Source organism: Arthrobacter sp. KN11-1C, assembly GCF_052180225.1.
Classification (GTDB): Bacteria; Actinomycetota; Actinomycetes; order Actinomycetales; family Micrococcaceae; genus Arthrobacter.
This window is the reverse complement of sequence record NZ_CP197467.1, coordinates 752,484-766,879: the sequence shown is the minus strand read 5'-3', so window position 1 is coordinate 766,879 and position 14,396 is coordinate 752,484. Positions and strand designations below refer to the sequence as shown.

Below are 14,396 nucleotides of genomic sequence, written 5' to 3'. Positions count from 1 at the left end.
GGCTGGGTTCCGGAACGCAGCGCTCGGACCTCCCCCACGATTTCAACAGACGCGGGCTCACGGTCGCGACACACTGCGCCGATGAGCGCGCAGGGCCTGGAAGATTTCGATCAGCAAGCGGACCGCGTGATATCCCACCACAAGGGCAATGATTGCCGCGACAACCGGATCAAGCCAGTAAAGGCCATGCGCCACATAGATGACGGCACCAGCCACGGCGACTCCGGCCGCAGCCGCTGCGTCGCCGGCGGTATCAAGAAGGACGGCACGCATGTTCAGGTCACCGCCGGCTTTGTTGTCGCCGTCGCCTTTGTTGTCGCCGTCGCTGCCGTCGCGGAGGATGAGGGCGCCGACGAACATCACGACGGCGGCAATCCCGCTGACGATGAGCACCGGCAGCCCGTGAACCTCACTGGTGCGGGTGACGAGCCGTACGGCCGCGCCAACCAGAATCGCGGTGCTCAAGACGAGCAACCAGCCGGCATTTACCCCTGCGGCCCACGTGGTGGCCATCGGATACCCCTGTGGACGCTTGGGGGTCGGCGGCAACTTCGACACACGGACAGCCAACAAGGACACCCCGATGGCCGCAGCATCGGCAAGGTAGTCCGCGCCCTCCGCGAGCACGCCCAACGAATTCGCCGAGATTCCCACAACAAGCAACCCGGCCACCAGCACCAGGTTCAAGACCAGGACGACGCTCAGCCGACGAGTACGAGTCACCCCTTCAGGGTAGCCATTAGAGACGGCGGCTCCTTGGAGACCGGCGAGGCTGTGGCCCGTCAAGGTGCCCAGGATCGACCCTTGGTCCCCACCCCCTGGCCTCCCGCATCTTGGTCCCCCGCTGAGGGGGTTCGATCCACAACGCTTACATCAGCGGTCCCGAAAAAAGTTCTAATAATTTTCCTACTTTTCGACGGGAGGGGCTTCTTGAGCCCAGAAATGTCAGACCCCCGTGACAGGGTTTAGTCATGGAAGGCATCGGTCAACTCGCGGCACGCCGGGCAGCCGCGCCCGACGGCGGGATCCCGTCGCCGGGGCGTGTTGCCCGCCGCCTGAAACCCGTCGCTGCCCGGCATGCCGAGCTGCAAAGCCGGGCCGCCGCCGCGCCGTCCCCCGCTGGTGGCCTTGACCGGGCCGTGGCGGTGATGGGTGCGCTGCGTTCAACCGCTCTCGCCGACGCCCGCCTGTTCGGCTTCCCTGAAGCCGCGGATTTCGCCGGCAAGGTCGAGGAGATCGCCCGGACGGTGGAGTTCCTGCAGATCGTCGCGGCGCAGGCTGTGGAACGGACGCGAAGCGAAGCGCAAGCGGCACGGCGGCCATCCCCGGCGCCGGGCTGGAGGACCGGCTGGACCGAGCCCGCGGAAACGGCGTCTGTCCTGGTGGCCGCGGCCGGCACGGAAATCCGGGAGGTCCCTGACGTCCCGGTCCCGGCTTCTGCCGCCAGCCTTACGTGCGCAGCCGATGCGGTCGACGACGGCTACCGGAACGCCGCCGAATTCCTGCGCGCCAGGCTGCGGATCGGCATCAGCGAAGCCAGGCGCCGGCTCACCCTGGCCTCAAGCGTGCTCCCGCAGACAGGAATCACCGGACAAGACGTCCCCGCACGGCACCCGGTCCTCGCCGCCGCCCTCGCCGCGGCGGCCGTGCCGTCCCGCTCGGCCACCCTCATCAGCATCGCCCTGGACCAGGTACGCCACCACGCCGACCCGGACACCGCCGCGCAGATGGAACACTCCCTGACCCGGACCGCCACGGAAAGCGATCCCGACTTCGTGCACCGGATGGTCAAACGCTGGGTCGACGCGATCGACCAGGACGGAACTGAACCCAGCGAAGAAGAACTCCGCCACCGCCAAGGCGCATTCATCCGCAAACCGCGCCACGGCCTGCACCACCTGGAAATCTTCGCCACTGCCGAACAATTCGAAACCCTCACCACCGCCATGAACACCGCCGCCAACCCCCGCCTCCAACACCCCGCCGGCACCGACACCGACACCGGCCCCGAACTGGACCGCCGCTCCCGTCCCCAGAAACTCCTCGACGGACTCACCGGGGCCTGCGCGGTGGCCCTGGCCACCGGCGAACTGCCTGCCAACGGCGGCCTCCGCCCCCAGGTCATGGTCACCATCGACTACCAAGACCTGCTCAACCGCCTCCAACACGCCCCCGGCACCACAAACGCCCGGCCCGGTACCGGAACCGCCACGTTCCAGGGCCCGATCCACCCCACGGCCATCCGCAAAATCGCCTGCGACGCGGACATCATCCCCGTCCTGCTCGGAAGCGAGGGCCGCGTCCTGGACATCGGCCGCACCACCCGCATCTTCCCGCCCCACATCCGCAAAGCCATCATCGCGCGCGACCAAGGCTGCGCCTTCCCCGACTGCACCATCCCCGCACCCTGGTGCGAAGCCCACCACATCACCTACTGGTCACAGGGCGGAACCACCGGCACCGACAACGGCGTCCTGCTCTGCAGCCACCACCACCACGTCATCCACAAAGAACACTGGACCATCACCCTGGACAACGGCACGGCATGGTTCAAACCACCACCCCACCTCGACCCCCGCCAAACACCCCGACGCAACCACTACTTCAGACCCACCCGCACATAAACCAGGACATAAACCAGGACATAAACCAGCCGAGGATGGGACACAGGGGTTGAGCGCCGTTGTGCAAGAGCAGGGCCGGTTGCGGGGCGATCACCGGCTAGGCGGGCGTCCCGCCGTCGACGTCTGCCATCGCCTGTCCACGGACGGCCGCCATCTTCTGGACGACTGTGACCGCGCTGGCGGCGGCGAGGACGACAAGGGTCACCAGCAAGGCGCCGACCACGATAACGGCGTCGGCCGAGACGTCCTCGACATCCGCACCCCCACCGGACACCACTACCGATCCACAGCACCACCCCTGCCAGGCACCGAGCCACCAGGAACCGGGCCACCAGGCACCGATCCACCTGTCTCCGCGCCACCACATTCCAGGCACCACCGGAGGCGACTCCGCCACCAAGCCAAGGCGCTGAAATACGCCCATCTCGCGGAACTCCAGTCCGCTTGAGACTCCGGCCCGATTGAGGAACGCCGCCAATGCGTCCCGGCGTTCGGCCGCGTCGTCAAAGGGTCGCGGTCACCAAATGGGTGCGGAGATTGCTTTGCTGCCCGGCGTCCCTGGCTTCCGGGGGCCTGGTCAGCCGGCCGAAGTTTGCTGCGGGCTGTCCTGCCTGGACCACCACGGCGTTCCTCCATCCGCCGGCTTGGAAGAGTGCCTCGGGGGAATCCGTACAGAACGGCAGCGGGCGGCCGGCACTGCTGCGGGCGGCGACCAGTGGGGCCATGCCCTCAAGCGTCAGAAGCCCGGTGCCAAAGATATCCGCCAGGAAGGTGGACCGTCCCGCGGAGAGGGCTGCGGCGTCGTGGACCACGGACTCGGCATCGGACGCGGTCAGGTAGAAGAAGAGTCCCTCCGCTACCCAGATGGTTGGTGCGCGTCGGTTAAAGCCTGCGTCGAGAAGGGCCTCGGTCCAGGGGCCGGTCAGGTCGGCGTGGACGCATCTTCGTTCACATCGGGCCCGCGTGGTGCCCAGAATGGATTCCTTGTCCGGGAACGCTTCTGCGTGGTCGATCTCGAACACCGTGCAGGAATCCGGGAGCGGCAACCGGAAGGCCCTGGTATCCAGACCCGCGCCAAGCAGGACGAGCTGCGAGTCCGGGCGTGCGGCTTCCATGATGCGGTCGTCAAAATATCGTGTCCGGACTGGCAAGAACGGGTTATAGTCCGCCGCCTCAAGGGCTGCCTTGCCGCTTTCTCCCGCCAGTAACTCGGCCCAGGGATCGCTGAAAAGCCGGTCCGGGCGGGCAGTCTCAAGTGCTCTTGCGGCGGCAATCCACCGGCCGGTGCCTACAACGGCTGCCCGTGCCCGGGCGTCATCAAACACCTCCACCGTGCGGCCTCAGGAACCCACGGGCTTCATGCGCATCCTGCGCAGGGCGGCTACCGCGAACACGACGGCGAGCGGCAAGGCGACGACGACGGCGCTCAGCCACGCGCCCGTGCCTTGCCAGCCTTGGACGGCGGCGTTGAGGGCCTGGACGCCTGTCGCCGCGGCGGCGAGCAGGAAAGCCGCGGCCGCGAGAGACGGTGCGAGGCCGGCTGGGAGAGCGGCGTCGCGCGGCAGGAGCCGCCATACGAGCAGAAGGACAAGGCCCAACACCCCGAGGACTACGCGGTATTCGACCACCTCGCCCCAGTGGTGCTCGGCGGCGGCCTGGGTACAGTCGAGGCCAGCATAGGGTGCCTGCAGAACCGCACATCTGGCGGCCGTGTAGGCGACGCTAGGGAGGTCGCCCGACACGAAGCCCGCGCCCCAGATCCGGCCGAACAGCTCCGACACGACGCCGCTCACGCCGACGGCGATCGCGCCCACAGCCGCAAGGCCAAGCAAGGGTCGCACGAACGCCCGCAACGGCAGCCGGGCGACGTCGCGAAGTGATGGGCGCAGGACCGGCGTCACGGTGCCGACCGGGCCGAATCGGCGGACAGCCTCGCGTTCGGCGTCCTCCACGTTCAAGCCTTGCCCACGAAGCCGGGCGGCGCATTCGCGCAAATGCGCCTCGGTCTCAGCGAGGAGCCTGCGGGCGGCAGCGGGGTCGCCGTCGCGCGCAGCTACGAACAGCTCATCGAGGTATGTGTCGATGGGTCCTTCTTCGGTTCCGGCGTCGTTCCCCGCGTTCACGATGCCGCCCCAAGAACGCCCCGCACCGCCGCCGAGAAGCCTTTCCACTCCTCCACCTTGCGGGCAAGTTCGGCGTGTCCGGCCCCGGTGAGCGCATAGACGCGACGTCGGCCGCCGTCGTCGTCCGCCCAGCGGCTCGCGACGCACCCCGCCGCCTCGAGCTTGTGCAGCGCGGGGTAGACCGAGCCCTCCTGAAGCTCAATCCGCGCGCCGCTGCGCTCGTGAATGCGGGCGATCAGCGCGTAGCCGTGTGCCTCGCCCGCTCCGAGCGAGCCAAGCAACAGCAGGTCAAGCTGTCCGTTCACTGAACTTCGTCCCATACCTAGAGAGTCTAGGTACGGGACGGGACGCTGACAAGATCAAACGGCCGGAATTTGGGCGAAAGCCACTGGCCCCTGCTACCCCTTGAAGATCGGCGCCCGCTTCTCTTGGAACGCCCGGAATCCTTCGGCGTAGTCCTCGGTCTTGCACAGCCGCGCTTGTTCGTCGTTCTCTTCGGACATGGCGGCCCACAGGCCAAGGCGCTGGTCGCGGATGTGGGCCACGAGCTCCTTGCTGGCCGTGAATGCACCGGTGGCCCCCGCGGCTACCCGCTCGACGATGATCCGTGTGGCCTCGAGCAAGGCATCATCGGGCATGACGCGGCTGAACATGCCCTGCGCCACGGCCTCGGCACCGCTGATCAGGTCCGCGGTGTAGATAAGGTCCAGGGTCCGGTGCATGCCCAGGCGTTCCGTGAAGTACCAGTGCCCGCCCGAGTCCAAAGTGGCGCCCAGCTTGGCGAACGGCGAACCGAACTTCGCGTTCTCCGCCACGTACACCACGTCCGTGGCGAGCAACAAGCCGAGCCCGACGCCGAGGCACGCGCCGTGCGCTGCCGCGAAGGTCGGGGCGGGGAAGGCTGCCATTTTCTTGAGAAGCGGCTCGACGAGACCGTTCAAGTACGCCTTCGCGTCGTCGCTCTCCGGCGTCACACCGGCAATGTCGCGTCCCGCGCAAAAGGCGCGGCCCTCTCCGCGGAGGAGCAGGGCCCGGACCATCCCGCGGGAGGCGGCGGCAGCGGCGTCGTCGTACGCCCTGTCCAGTTCCGCAAGCGCTGCCTCGTCCAGCGAGTTCAACTTTTCCGGGGCGTTCAGGACAACTTCGGCGATGCCGTTGGCGATGGAGAGCTCGATCATTCGTTTATTCCTTAGACGTCGAAATCGACCGTGACGGATTCACTGGTGGGGTGGGCCTGGCACGTGAGCACGTAGCCCTTGTCCAACTCATCCTGCTCCAAGGCATAGTTCTCGTCCATGCTGACCGTCCCCGTGACCAGTTTGGCGCGGCACGTGCCGCACACGCCACCGGCGCACGCGAACGGAACATCCGGGCGGACGCGCAACGCCGCGTTGAGGATGGATTCCCGCGCATGGGTGGGGCTGGCGACATCGCCGGTCAAGCCATCCAGCGTGAAGGTGATCTTGAAGGTGTCCTTCGAGTCGTCCTCCACAACGGGCCGGCCGGCGTTGCCCTCGGGGCGATCGGGGCGGCCGGTGGTGAAGAGCTCAAACCGCACGTGCTCGGGCTCAACGCCACGGGCAGCGAGGGTATCGCGGCACAACTGGACCAGTTCGAACGGCCCGCACAGGAACCATTCGTCCACATCCTGCGCATGGATGGCGGTGCCGAGCAGTTGCTGGAGCTTCTCGGCGTCGATGCGTCCCGTCATGAGCGGCGCGATACGCTGCTCGCGCGACAACACATGGTGCAGCGCCAGTCGCGAGGGGTACTTGTCCTTCAGGTCGGCCAGTTCCTCGAGGAACATGACGTCCATCGCGGCTTTGTTGGCGTAGATCAGGTCGAAGCGCGTGTCCGGGTTGGCGGCCAGCAGCGTGCGGGCGATCGCGATCACCGGGGTGATGCCCGAGCCCGCGGCGATGGCCACGAAAGAACCGGCGTCGCCGAACTCCCCCGCCATGTTCTGCGGATTGTTCATGGAGTTCATGACGTTCTGCTGGACAGTCTTGCCGTCCTTGCCATGCTTGGAAATGAACGCGCCCATGGGGCTCATGACGTCCAGGGTGTCGCCGGCTTTGAGTTCCGCGTTCGCCCACGTGGAGAAGATGCCGCCGAGGTCCTTCTTGATGGCCACGCGGATCTCGCTGCTGCCGTCCGCGAAGCTGCGCGGCTCTGCGCAGATGGAGTAGCTGCGACGGACCTCGTGCGGTTCCCCGCTTTCGTCGGGGAGCGTCGTCCGGAGCGCCACGTACTGGCCGGGAAGGTAGTCGTACTGGCCGGAAAGCTCTTCCGGAACACCGAACGTGACCTCGATGGCGTCTTCAGTCAGGCGGCGGACTTCCGAGACGCTGAGGGAATGAAAAGACGCACGACGGCGGCCGGTGGCCTGCGCTTGTTCGGCTGCGGTCTGGCGGACAACGGGCATGTCGGATTCCTTACAGGACTTTGAAGTAGTCGAACGGTTCCTTGCAGTCCTGGCAGACGAAGAGCGCCTTGCAGGACGTGGAACCAAAGCGGGTGAGTTCCTTGGTGTTCAGCGACGAACACTGGGGGCATTTCACGGCGAGGTTGAGCCTTACCGGGCCTGAGTGGCCGCCGGCTGCTGCCCTTCCGGACGGCGGCGCGATGCCGTATTCCTGCAGCTTGGCCTTTCCGTGCTCCGTCATCCAGTCCGTGGTCCAGGCCGGAGCGAGGACGAGCTCGACGTAGACGCTCGGGTACCCCTCTTTGTGGAACGCGGTCTTGAGGTCGTCGCGGATGGCGTCCATCGCGGGGCAGCCCGAGTAGGTCGGCGTAATGGTGACCTGGACCGCGGGGACCAGCCCGCCGTCGTCGAACAGTTGGACGTTACGAAGGATCCCCAGATCCTCGATGGTGAGGACGGGAATCTCCGGATCGCAGACCGTGGCTGCAATCCCCCAGGCCTTCTGCTCGGCGGTTTGCTTGGTCTTGGTTCTGGTTTCCTGAACGAACATGTCCACCGTCACCAGCTTGCGCCGGGATGTTCGCGTGCCAGCACCTGCATCTCGGCGAGCAGGTAACCCAAGTGCTCGGAATGCTTGCCCTGGCGGCCGCCCCCCAAGGATTGCGGGATGCGTTCGAGGCTGAGTTCTGTGTCCAGCCCGGCTTCGGCGAGGATCTCGCCCGTGAGCTGGTCGAAGTCCGCGCGGAGGCTGGAGGGCTGCACGCCCGCGCCGCTTTCGGCGAGGCGTTTGGTCAATTCGTCATCTTCGAAGAGTTCTTCCACGTACGGCCAGACGAGCTTGAACGCCTGGACAATACGACGGCGGGACTCTTCCGTACCGCCGGCAAGCCTGAGGACCCACTGGGCGCTGTGGTCGCGGTGGTAGTCGACCTCTTTGAGGGCCTTCGCGGCGATGGCCGCGATGGTTTTGTCGCTCGAGCCCATCAGCCGCTTGTAGAGCTCGAACTGGTAGTAGCTCACAATGAACTGCCGGGCGATGGTGACGGCGAAGTCCCCGTTCGGCTGCTCGAACAGGTGCGCGGAGCGGAACTCGTGCTCGCGGCGGAAGTACGCCAGATCGTCCTCGGACTTGTCCCACGCCGCACCGGCGTAGGTGAGGAAGGAACGCGCGTGGCCCAGCTGGTCGAGCGCGATATTGCCCAGGGCGACGTCTTCCTCAAGCTCGGGGGCGCGGGAGATCCAGTGGCCCAGGCGCTGGGCGAGGATCAGGCCGTCGTCGCCGATGCGCAGGGCGTATTCCGCGACGTCTTCGCTGGGCTTGACTTGTCCCTTGCGAATTTCAAGGGCAATGTCCTCGGGGCGCAAGGCGTTTCCGGGGGTAATGCGCGTGGCGCTTGCCGAACCGTCTCCGGAGGCACCCGCACCCTTGACGCCCACGGAGATGTCGCCGTGGCCCTCAATGGCGAAGTCTTTGATTTCGTTTTCGTTTGCGGGGTTTTCGGGGGCGGTCACAGGTGCTTCACGCCTTCGCTCTTGGTGTAGTACGTCGCGTGGCGGTAGTCCTTGCCCTGCGGGGATTCGAAGAAGGAGCCCTTGGAATCCGGGTCGCTCGAGGAAATAGCGTCGGCCGGAACCACCCAGATGGACACGCCTTCGTTGCGACGGGTGTAAAGGTCACGGGCGTTGCGCAGCGCCATCGCCGCGTCAGGAGCGTGCAAGGAGCCTGCGTGGACGTGCGACAGGCCGCGGCTGGAGCGGACGAAGACTTCCCAGAGGCTCCAGGGGGTCTCGTGGGGTTCGTTGGCTTGGTTCGCCTGCGAGTCGTTGGGGCTCATGCTGCGTTTTCCTTCTCTGCTTGCTTGCGGGCGTACTCGGCGGCCGCTTCGCGGACCCAGGCGCCGTCGTCGTGCGCTTCGCGGCGGCGCTCAAGCCGCTGCGCGTTGCAAGGGCCCTTGCCGGCGAGAACGTCTTTGAACTCGTTCCAGTCCAGGGGGCCGTGCTCCCACTTCTTGGTTTCTTCGTTGAAACGGATGTCCTTGTCCGGGAGCGTGAGGCCCAGGACCTTGATCTGCTCCACCATCATGCCGACGAAACGGCTGCGGAGCTCGTCGTTGCTGAACCGCTTGATGTTCCAGGCCATGGACTGCTTGGAGTTGGGTGAATCGTCATCGGGCGGGCCGAACATCATGAGCGCCGGCGCATACCAGCGGTTGACGGCGTCCTGGGCCATCGCCTTCTGGGCGGGCGTGCCGTTGGAGAGTTCAAGGAGGATCTCGAAACCCTGGCGCTGGTGGAACGACTCTTCCTTGCAGATGCGCACCATTGCGCGTCCGTAGGGGCCGTAGGAAGCACGGCACAGGGGAACCTGGTTGCAGATCGCGGCGCCGTCGACCAACCAGCCGATCGCGCCCATATCTGCCCAGGAAATCGCGGGGTAGTTGAAGATGGACGAGTATCGCGCTTTGCCGGCGATCAAGTCGCTGGTCATCTTGTCCCTGCTCTGGCCGAGGGTCTCCGCGGCCGAGTAGAGGTACAGCCCGTGGCCTGCCTCGTCCTGCACCTTTGCCATGAGGATGGCCTTGCGCTTGAGGCTCGGAGCCCTGGTGATCCAGTTGGCTTCCGGCTGCATTCCGATGATCTCCGAGTGCGCGTGCTGCGAGATCTGGCGGAGCAGGGTCTTGCGGTAGGCCTCCGGCATCCAGTCGCGGGGTTCGATGCGCGAATCCTCGGAGATGATGCGGTCAAAGTACGCCTGACCGGCCTGTTCCCGCTCAAGCTCTTCGGGGGACAGCTCAGCGGGCACAGACTGCAGATTCTGCGATGCCATGGTTGCTCCTAAATATTTACCGACCGTTCGTTCAGAATATGCGGAAGGCGCGAGATGCGTCAAGCGTTCGGGTCGGCTGGGGGCAACCCGGACGCTCGCTCACATATACGGCCCTCTCCCCCGACGCCCGCTCACCTATATGGCCAAATGCCGAAACGCTCGCTCACGTATATCGCCAAACGCCCGGACGCCCGCTCACCTATACGGCCAAACGCGGCGACCCTCGCTCAGATCATGTGAGCGAGGGTCGGCGGAAAACGCCTCATAGGTGAGCGAGCGTCTGAGGGGGGAACGGCACACAAGGCGGGATGACGGCGCGACAGGGTTGCCGTCATCGGGCACTAACGGACCGGCAACGTTGCCTGCGTATCAGCCCGGACGCTCGCTCACGTATAGGGCCAAATGCCGCAACGCCCGCTCACCTATAAGGCCAAGCGGCGGAACGCCCGCTCAGATCAAGTGAGCGAGCGTCGGCGGAAAACGCCCCATAGGTGAGCGAGCGTCTGAGGGGGAACGGCACAAAAGGCGGGACGACGGCGCGACAGGGCTGCCGCCGTCGGGCGCTAACGGACCGGCACCCTTCCCGGCGCATCCACCCGGACGCCCGCTCACATATATGGCCAAATGCCGCAACGCCCGCTCACCTATAAGGCCAAACGGCGGAACGCCCGCTCAGATCAAGTGAGCGAGCGTCTTAGGGGGACCGGCACAAAAGGTGGGACCACGGCGCGACAGCGATGCCGCCGTCGGGCGCTAAGGAACCGGCACTGTTCCCGGCGCATCAGCCCCGACGCCCGCTCACATATATGGCGAAACGCCGCAACGCTCGCTCAGATCATCTGAGCGAGCGTTGGCCGGAAAACGGCTCAAAGGTGAGCGAGCGTCTGAAGAGGCGGCTAGGCCGAAGCCGACACCGGGACGAAGGCGGGTCGCGGGGTCAGTTGCTTCCGCGCCCAGCGGGCCAGCTTCTTGCCTTTGCCTTTCCACCAGCTGTCCTCGTCCTTGTCCTGGTGCCAGCGGAAGATGATCATCACGATTACGAAAACGCCCATGGCCACGTCGGTCCAATTCCATTGGAGTGCCTTAGCCAGGACACTGACGCCCATGACGAGAATCGACGGCACCGCCAGGGTCTTGAAGATGGTATTGGCGACGTAGCGTCGATGCGATCGGGGCACGGACACGGCACGGACCATGTCGAAACACACGCACACCACCACCATTGCCTGGCCGAAATCCATCAGGATCAGCCCGGGCAGGGACCCGGCGAACATCACGGCCGCGCTCAACGGACTGCCTCCGTCGCCGTGAGACTCGCTATGAGACTCGGAAAGGACAGAACAGGATTGCAGAAAGCACACATACGGATAACCCCCAGAGACCAGGAACTGCGTTTGAGACCAACTGAGTTCCATTGAATCGGCTGCCTCTAGGGCCGGTCACGAGTAGTGGGTACTCTAATTTACCCGCCCGGCTACTTGCACGGCTGGCAGCTACCCGGTCCGGGACCCGGCCTCGCGGTGCCGGATTGGTGCCGGATTAATACAGCGCGGGAATGTCTGTTTGAGACGGCTCTTGGGGCGGACCGACCGGCAGTGCAACCGTGAAAGTGCTTCCGCTGCCGGGCTCGCTGCGGCACGAGATGCTGCCTCCATGCCGCTCCACGATGGACTTGGTGATGGACAGCCCGAGGCCGACGCCGGGAATCGCGGCCTGACGGGCGGCGTTCGTCCGGAAGAAGCGGGTGAAAATCCTGGCCGACTCGTCCGTGGTCATGCCCATTCCCGTGTCCTTCACTTCAAGCCGGACCCAACCGTCGTTCCGCTCGGCCCGAACGGTCACTAGTCCGCCACCGGGCGAATACTTGATGGCGTTGGATACCAGGTTGTCCAAGGCCTGTCCCAGCCTCAAGGGGTCGGCGTTTGCCCACAGGGGTGCGGGAACGTCGGCGACGAGGCCCACGTGGGCGGCGTCGGCCTGCGCGCGTGCAGAACCCAAGCTGTTTTCGACCAACCCTGCCAAATCCGTGCGCCGCAGATGTACGCTCTCTACTGCCGCGGCCGACGAGAGCAGATCCTCCACCAGGGCCCGGAGCCGCTCGGCATTCCGCTCCGCAATTTCCAAGCCAAGCCTTGTTGCTGGTTGGAGCTCCTGGGCGCCGCGCAGCACAAGGTCGATGTTGCCCAAGATCGATGTCAGGGGCGAACCGAATTCGTGCGAAACGTTGGCAACCAATTCGTCCTTGGCCGCAAGGGCATCGACAACATCCGTCACGTCTTTGAAAACGATCACCGCGCCGCCGAACCCGTCGTCGACGTCGCTCTTCATACCCCGCGCGGCGGTTGAGATGACCCGTTGGTCGGTACCGGCGCCGAACCAAAGGAGATAGTCGGAGAATGTTTCCCCTTGAACGGCCCTCCGAACCGGACCCTTTTCAAGCGGAATCGGCGTCCGCCTGTCCTGGCCGAAAACCAGCCAATCCTGTTCCGCTGGACCCCGCGAGCCTCCCCCAGGCATCGCCATCTTGAGGAATGCCTTTTGTTGATTGTTGATCAGGAGGGTTTCGCCCCTCGAATCGACGGCGACAATTCCGACGTCGATCGTGTCCAGGATTGTCTTGAGCAGCGTTTCCCGCTCCCGGCTGGCGGCCAACAAATGCCGCAGGGACTGGTCGCGCTGGCTTACCCGCCGTTGCTGGAGACGGGCATTGGAGCCAGCAAGGCGAATGGACACTGCCATTGCGAACATCATGAGGGGCAAAAGCAGCACCGAAGAAATGTCCGACGGAGTAGGACGCGGCAAGTGCGTAACCACCGGCGGAAACGCAATGACAAATGGACCCACAAAACTTAGGACCAGGCTTGTCTTCGAAAGCATGCCTGAGGCGGACAACCAAATCACGGGAAAGATAGCCAAAGTGATGAGGCCCGGTATCGCACTGAAAGCGCCGTTTCGGGTGAACCAGAGGGCGACAAAATCCAATACGGGGATCGCCAGGCCCGCGCTGGGCGACAATCGCTCCCAGGGAACCAGCAGGCAGCCAAGGAACAGCGCCCCATGAAGGAAAACTCCGGTAACAAACAGCCAATTCTGGATTAACCCTGGCCAAACGGTTGGGGCTGCGATCGCAAGGCCGGCGACGATGAGCGTTAGTGGTAATTCGCAGACAGCCAGGCGGGCACGGGGTGTGAGTTTTCGGAAGAAACGGGCGGCCGCGCGGAAAAATGGCTGCTCACTCAAAGTCAAGACCCTTCCTTGGAGAATCGCGAACCAATTACTGCTCCACGCGCTTCCCTAAGGAAGCACCCGGAGCCCACTATTCCCCCAAGGAACCACAATACGACGGCCCGAACGATCCAACTGGAAGTTCGAAGCAAGCGCTTAATCCACATATTAGATGCCAGATGGCTTCAATGCTTGTATCGTGAGTATTTGGGTGGCATTTACCGCATTGCGCTGGGCTGTGCGGCCATGTTCACCCTCGAGGAAGTTCTATGAGCGAGCCTGGGGTAGCTGTAGTCATTGAGGATGACGAAGATGTGCGAAATCTGGTTGACGCCATCCTTAAAGAAGCTGGATTTGTGGTGCACTCTGCCGCCACCGGACGCGAAGGCGTGGAAGTCGTGCGGGACCACCACGCCTCCGTGGTGACGCTCGACGTCGGGCTCCCGGACATGGACGGCCACGAGGTCCTGCGGCGAATTCGGCAATTCAGCGACGCATATGTGGTGATGCTGACGGCCAGGCGCGACGAGCCGGACACGTTGACGGCTTTCCTGACCGGCGCAGACGACTACGTCAAGAAGCCGTTCCTGCCGCGTGAATTGCGGGCCCGGGTCACGGCCATGATGCGGCGGCCTCGCGCGGACGGCAGGCTTGCGCTGCCCGAGGAGGATCGCTCTGGTTCTGCGCCCGACGGCGGTGCTTACGCCGTCGCTGGTTCGGGCGGGGCCGGTTCGGGCGGTTCCGGTTACGGGCCCGACGGCGGCTCGGCCGGCGGCTCCGCCGGCGTCGCGGCCCGCGGCGCGGCTGGCGGCTCAGTCGGCGTCGACCGTGCTGTGATCAGGCACAATGGCTTGGCCCTGAACCACAAATCACGCACCGTGACGCTTCAAGGTTCGGCCGTGACTTTGACGCGAAGCGAGTTCGATCTGCTCCTCGACTTGCTTCGGGCCAATGGCGAGGTGCGGACGCGTGCTGACCTGGTGCGGGCGGCGCGCGGTGACTACTACGACGACGATGCGTACATCAGCGACGCCGACGAACGGGCTGTTGAGACCCACATCGGGAACCTCCGCCGAAAGCTTCGTGAAGATCCACAATCGCCGCGCTTTCTACAGACTGTCCGAGGCGTCGGCTATCGGCTGACGCCGAAAAGTTCGGATTAAGCGGCGGCC

At 65.1% G+C, this 14,396-nt stretch carries 15 protein-coding genes; 2 read left to right on the top strand and 13 right to left on the bottom strand.

Annotated features, from left to right (window positions below):
* Nucleotides 1-57: 57 nt before the first annotated feature.
* Nucleotides 58-723 carry a cation diffusion facilitator family transporter gene (locus ACSBOX_RS03635; protein ID WP_442544848.1) on the bottom strand — a complete coding sequence of 222 codons (666 nt, stop codon included), beginning with the start codon at nt 721-723 and terminating at the stop codon, nt 58-60.
* A gap of 248 nt (nt 724-971) precedes the next feature.
* Between ACSBOX_RS03635 and ACSBOX_RS03630 the strand changes: the two genes are divergently transcribed.
* Nucleotides 972-2,624 carry a DUF222 domain-containing protein gene (locus ACSBOX_RS03630; protein WP_442544847.1) on the top strand — a complete coding sequence of 551 codons (1,653 nt, stop codon included), beginning with the start codon at nt 972-974 and terminating at the stop codon, nt 2,622-2,624.
* A gap of 97 nt (nt 2,625-2,721) precedes the next feature.
* Here the strand turns inward: ACSBOX_RS03630 and ACSBOX_RS03625 are convergent, their stop codons facing one another.
* The 12 genes from ACSBOX_RS03625 to ACSBOX_RS03570 form a co-directional block, all read right to left on the bottom strand.
* Nucleotides 2,722-3,048 carry a hypothetical protein gene (locus ACSBOX_RS03625; RefSeq protein ID WP_442544846.1) on the bottom strand — a complete coding sequence of 109 codons (327 nt, stop codon included), beginning with the start codon at nt 3,046-3,048 and terminating at the stop codon, nt 2,722-2,724.
* 79 nt (nt 3,049-3,127) lie between these two features.
* Nucleotides 3,128-3,955, bottom strand: coding sequence for a class I SAM-dependent methyltransferase (locus ACSBOX_RS03620; protein ID WP_442544845.1), 828 nt, complete (start codon nt 3,953-3,955; stop codon nt 3,128-3,130).
* Nucleotides 3,956-3,964: 9 nt separating this feature from the next.
* Complete coding sequence (locus ACSBOX_RS03615) at nt 3,965-4,795, bottom strand: permease prefix domain 1-containing protein (RefSeq protein WP_442544844.1); 831 nt, start codon at nt 4,793-4,795, stop codon at nt 3,965-3,967.
* Nucleotides 4,744-5,067 carry a PadR family transcriptional regulator gene (locus ACSBOX_RS03610; protein WP_442544843.1) on the bottom strand — a complete coding sequence of 108 codons (324 nt, stop codon included), beginning with the start codon at nt 5,065-5,067 and terminating at the stop codon, nt 4,744-4,746. Before ACSBOX_RS03610 ends, ACSBOX_RS03615 begins: the two co-directional genes overlap by 52 nt.
* Nucleotides 5,068-5,145: 78 nt before the next feature.
* On the bottom strand, nt 5,146-5,925 hold the full coding sequence (locus ACSBOX_RS03605) for an enoyl-CoA hydratase/isomerase family protein (protein ID WP_442544842.1): 780 nt from the start codon (nt 5,923-5,925) through the stop codon (nt 5,146-5,148).
* 11 nt (nt 5,926-5,936) lie between these two features.
* Complete coding sequence (gene paaE, locus ACSBOX_RS03600; protein ID WP_442544841.1) at nt 5,937-7,172, bottom strand: 1,2-phenylacetyl-CoA epoxidase subunit PaaE; 1,236 nt, start codon at nt 7,170-7,172, stop codon at nt 5,937-5,939.
* Nucleotides 7,173-7,182: 10 nt separating this feature from the next.
* Entirely contained in the window at nt 7,183-7,722 is a 540-nt protein-coding gene (gene paaD, locus ACSBOX_RS03595) for a 1,2-phenylacetyl-CoA epoxidase subunit PaaD (RefSeq protein ID WP_442545951.1), read from the bottom strand.
* Nucleotides 7,723-7,730: 8 nt separating this feature from the next.
* The gene (paaC, locus tag ACSBOX_RS03590; protein ID WP_442544840.1) at nt 7,731-8,684 is read right to left on the bottom strand and encodes a 1,2-phenylacetyl-CoA epoxidase subunit PaaC; all 954 of its coding nucleotides are present in this window, start codon (nt 8,682-8,684) and stop codon (nt 7,731-7,733) included.
* Nucleotides 8,681-9,007, bottom strand: coding sequence for a 1,2-phenylacetyl-CoA epoxidase subunit PaaB (paaB, locus tag ACSBOX_RS03585; RefSeq protein WP_442544839.1), 327 nt, complete (start codon nt 9,005-9,007; stop codon nt 8,681-8,683). The genes paaC and paaB overlap by 4 nt, the downstream gene beginning before the upstream one ends.
* On the bottom strand, nt 9,004-9,999 hold the full coding sequence (paaA, locus tag ACSBOX_RS03580; RefSeq protein WP_442544838.1) for a 1,2-phenylacetyl-CoA epoxidase subunit PaaA: 996 nt from the start codon (nt 9,997-9,999) through the stop codon (nt 9,004-9,006). The genes paaB and paaA overlap by 4 nt, the downstream gene beginning before the upstream one ends.
* 896 nt (nt 10,000-10,895) lie before the next feature.
* Entirely contained in the window at nt 10,896-11,288 is a 393-nt protein-coding gene (locus ACSBOX_RS03575) for a hypothetical protein (RefSeq protein WP_442544837.1), read from the bottom strand.
* Between the two features lie 250 nt (nt 11,289-11,538).
* Entirely contained in the window at nt 11,539-12,738 is a 1,200-nt protein-coding gene (locus ACSBOX_RS03570) for a sensor histidine kinase (protein ID WP_442544836.1), read from the bottom strand.
* Nucleotides 12,739-13,493: 755 nt separating this feature from the next.
* On the opposite strand from ACSBOX_RS03570, the gene ACSBOX_RS03565 reads away from it, so the two are divergent.
* Nucleotides 13,494-14,387 (top strand): response regulator transcription factor, encoded by an 894-nt coding sequence (locus ACSBOX_RS03565; protein ID WP_442544835.1) that lies wholly within the window; start codon nt 13,494-13,496, stop codon nt 14,385-14,387.
* Nucleotides 14,388-14,396 lie beyond the last annotated feature (9 nt).

What these genes read in the sequence shown, in the direction of transcription:
- ACSBOX_RS03630 (WP_442544847.1), top strand. Translation starts at nt 972, where the DNA reads ATGGAAGGCATCGGTCAACTCGCGGCACGCCGGGCAGCCGCGCCCGAC.
- ACSBOX_RS03625 (WP_442544846.1), bottom strand. Translation starts at nt 3,048, where the DNA reads ATGGGCGTATTTCAGCGCCTTGGCTTGGTGGCGGAGTCGCCTCCGGTG.
- ACSBOX_RS03610 (WP_442544843.1), bottom strand. Translation starts at nt 5,067, where the DNA reads ATGGGACGAAGTTCAGTGAACGGACAGCTTGACCTGCTGTTGCTTGGC.
- ACSBOX_RS03605 (WP_442544842.1), bottom strand. Translation starts at nt 5,925, where the DNA reads ATGATCGAGCTCTCCATCGCCAACGGCATCGCCGAAGTTGTCCTGAAC.
- paaE (WP_442544841.1), bottom strand. Translation starts at nt 7,172, where the DNA reads ATGCCCGTTGTCCGCCAGACCGCAGCCGAACAAGCGCAGGCCACCGGC.
- paaD (WP_442545951.1), bottom strand. Translation starts at nt 7,722, where the DNA reads ATGTTCGTTCAGGAAACCAGAACCAAGACCAAGCAAACCGCCGAGCAG.
- paaB (WP_442544839.1), bottom strand. Translation starts at nt 9,007, where the DNA reads ATGAGCCCCAACGACTCGCAGGCGAACCAAGCCAACGAACCCCACGAG.
- paaA (WP_442544838.1), bottom strand. Translation starts at nt 9,999, where the DNA reads ATGGCATCGCAGAATCTGCAGTCTGTGCCCGCTGAGCTGTCCCCCGAA.
- ACSBOX_RS03570 (WP_442544836.1), bottom strand. Translation starts at nt 12,738, where the DNA reads ATGGCAGTGTCCATTCGCCTTGCTGGCTCCAATGCCCGTCTCCAGCAA.
- ACSBOX_RS03565 (WP_442544835.1), top strand. Translation starts at nt 13,494, where the DNA reads ATGAGCGAGCCTGGGGTAGCTGTAGTCATTGAGGATGACGAAGATGTG.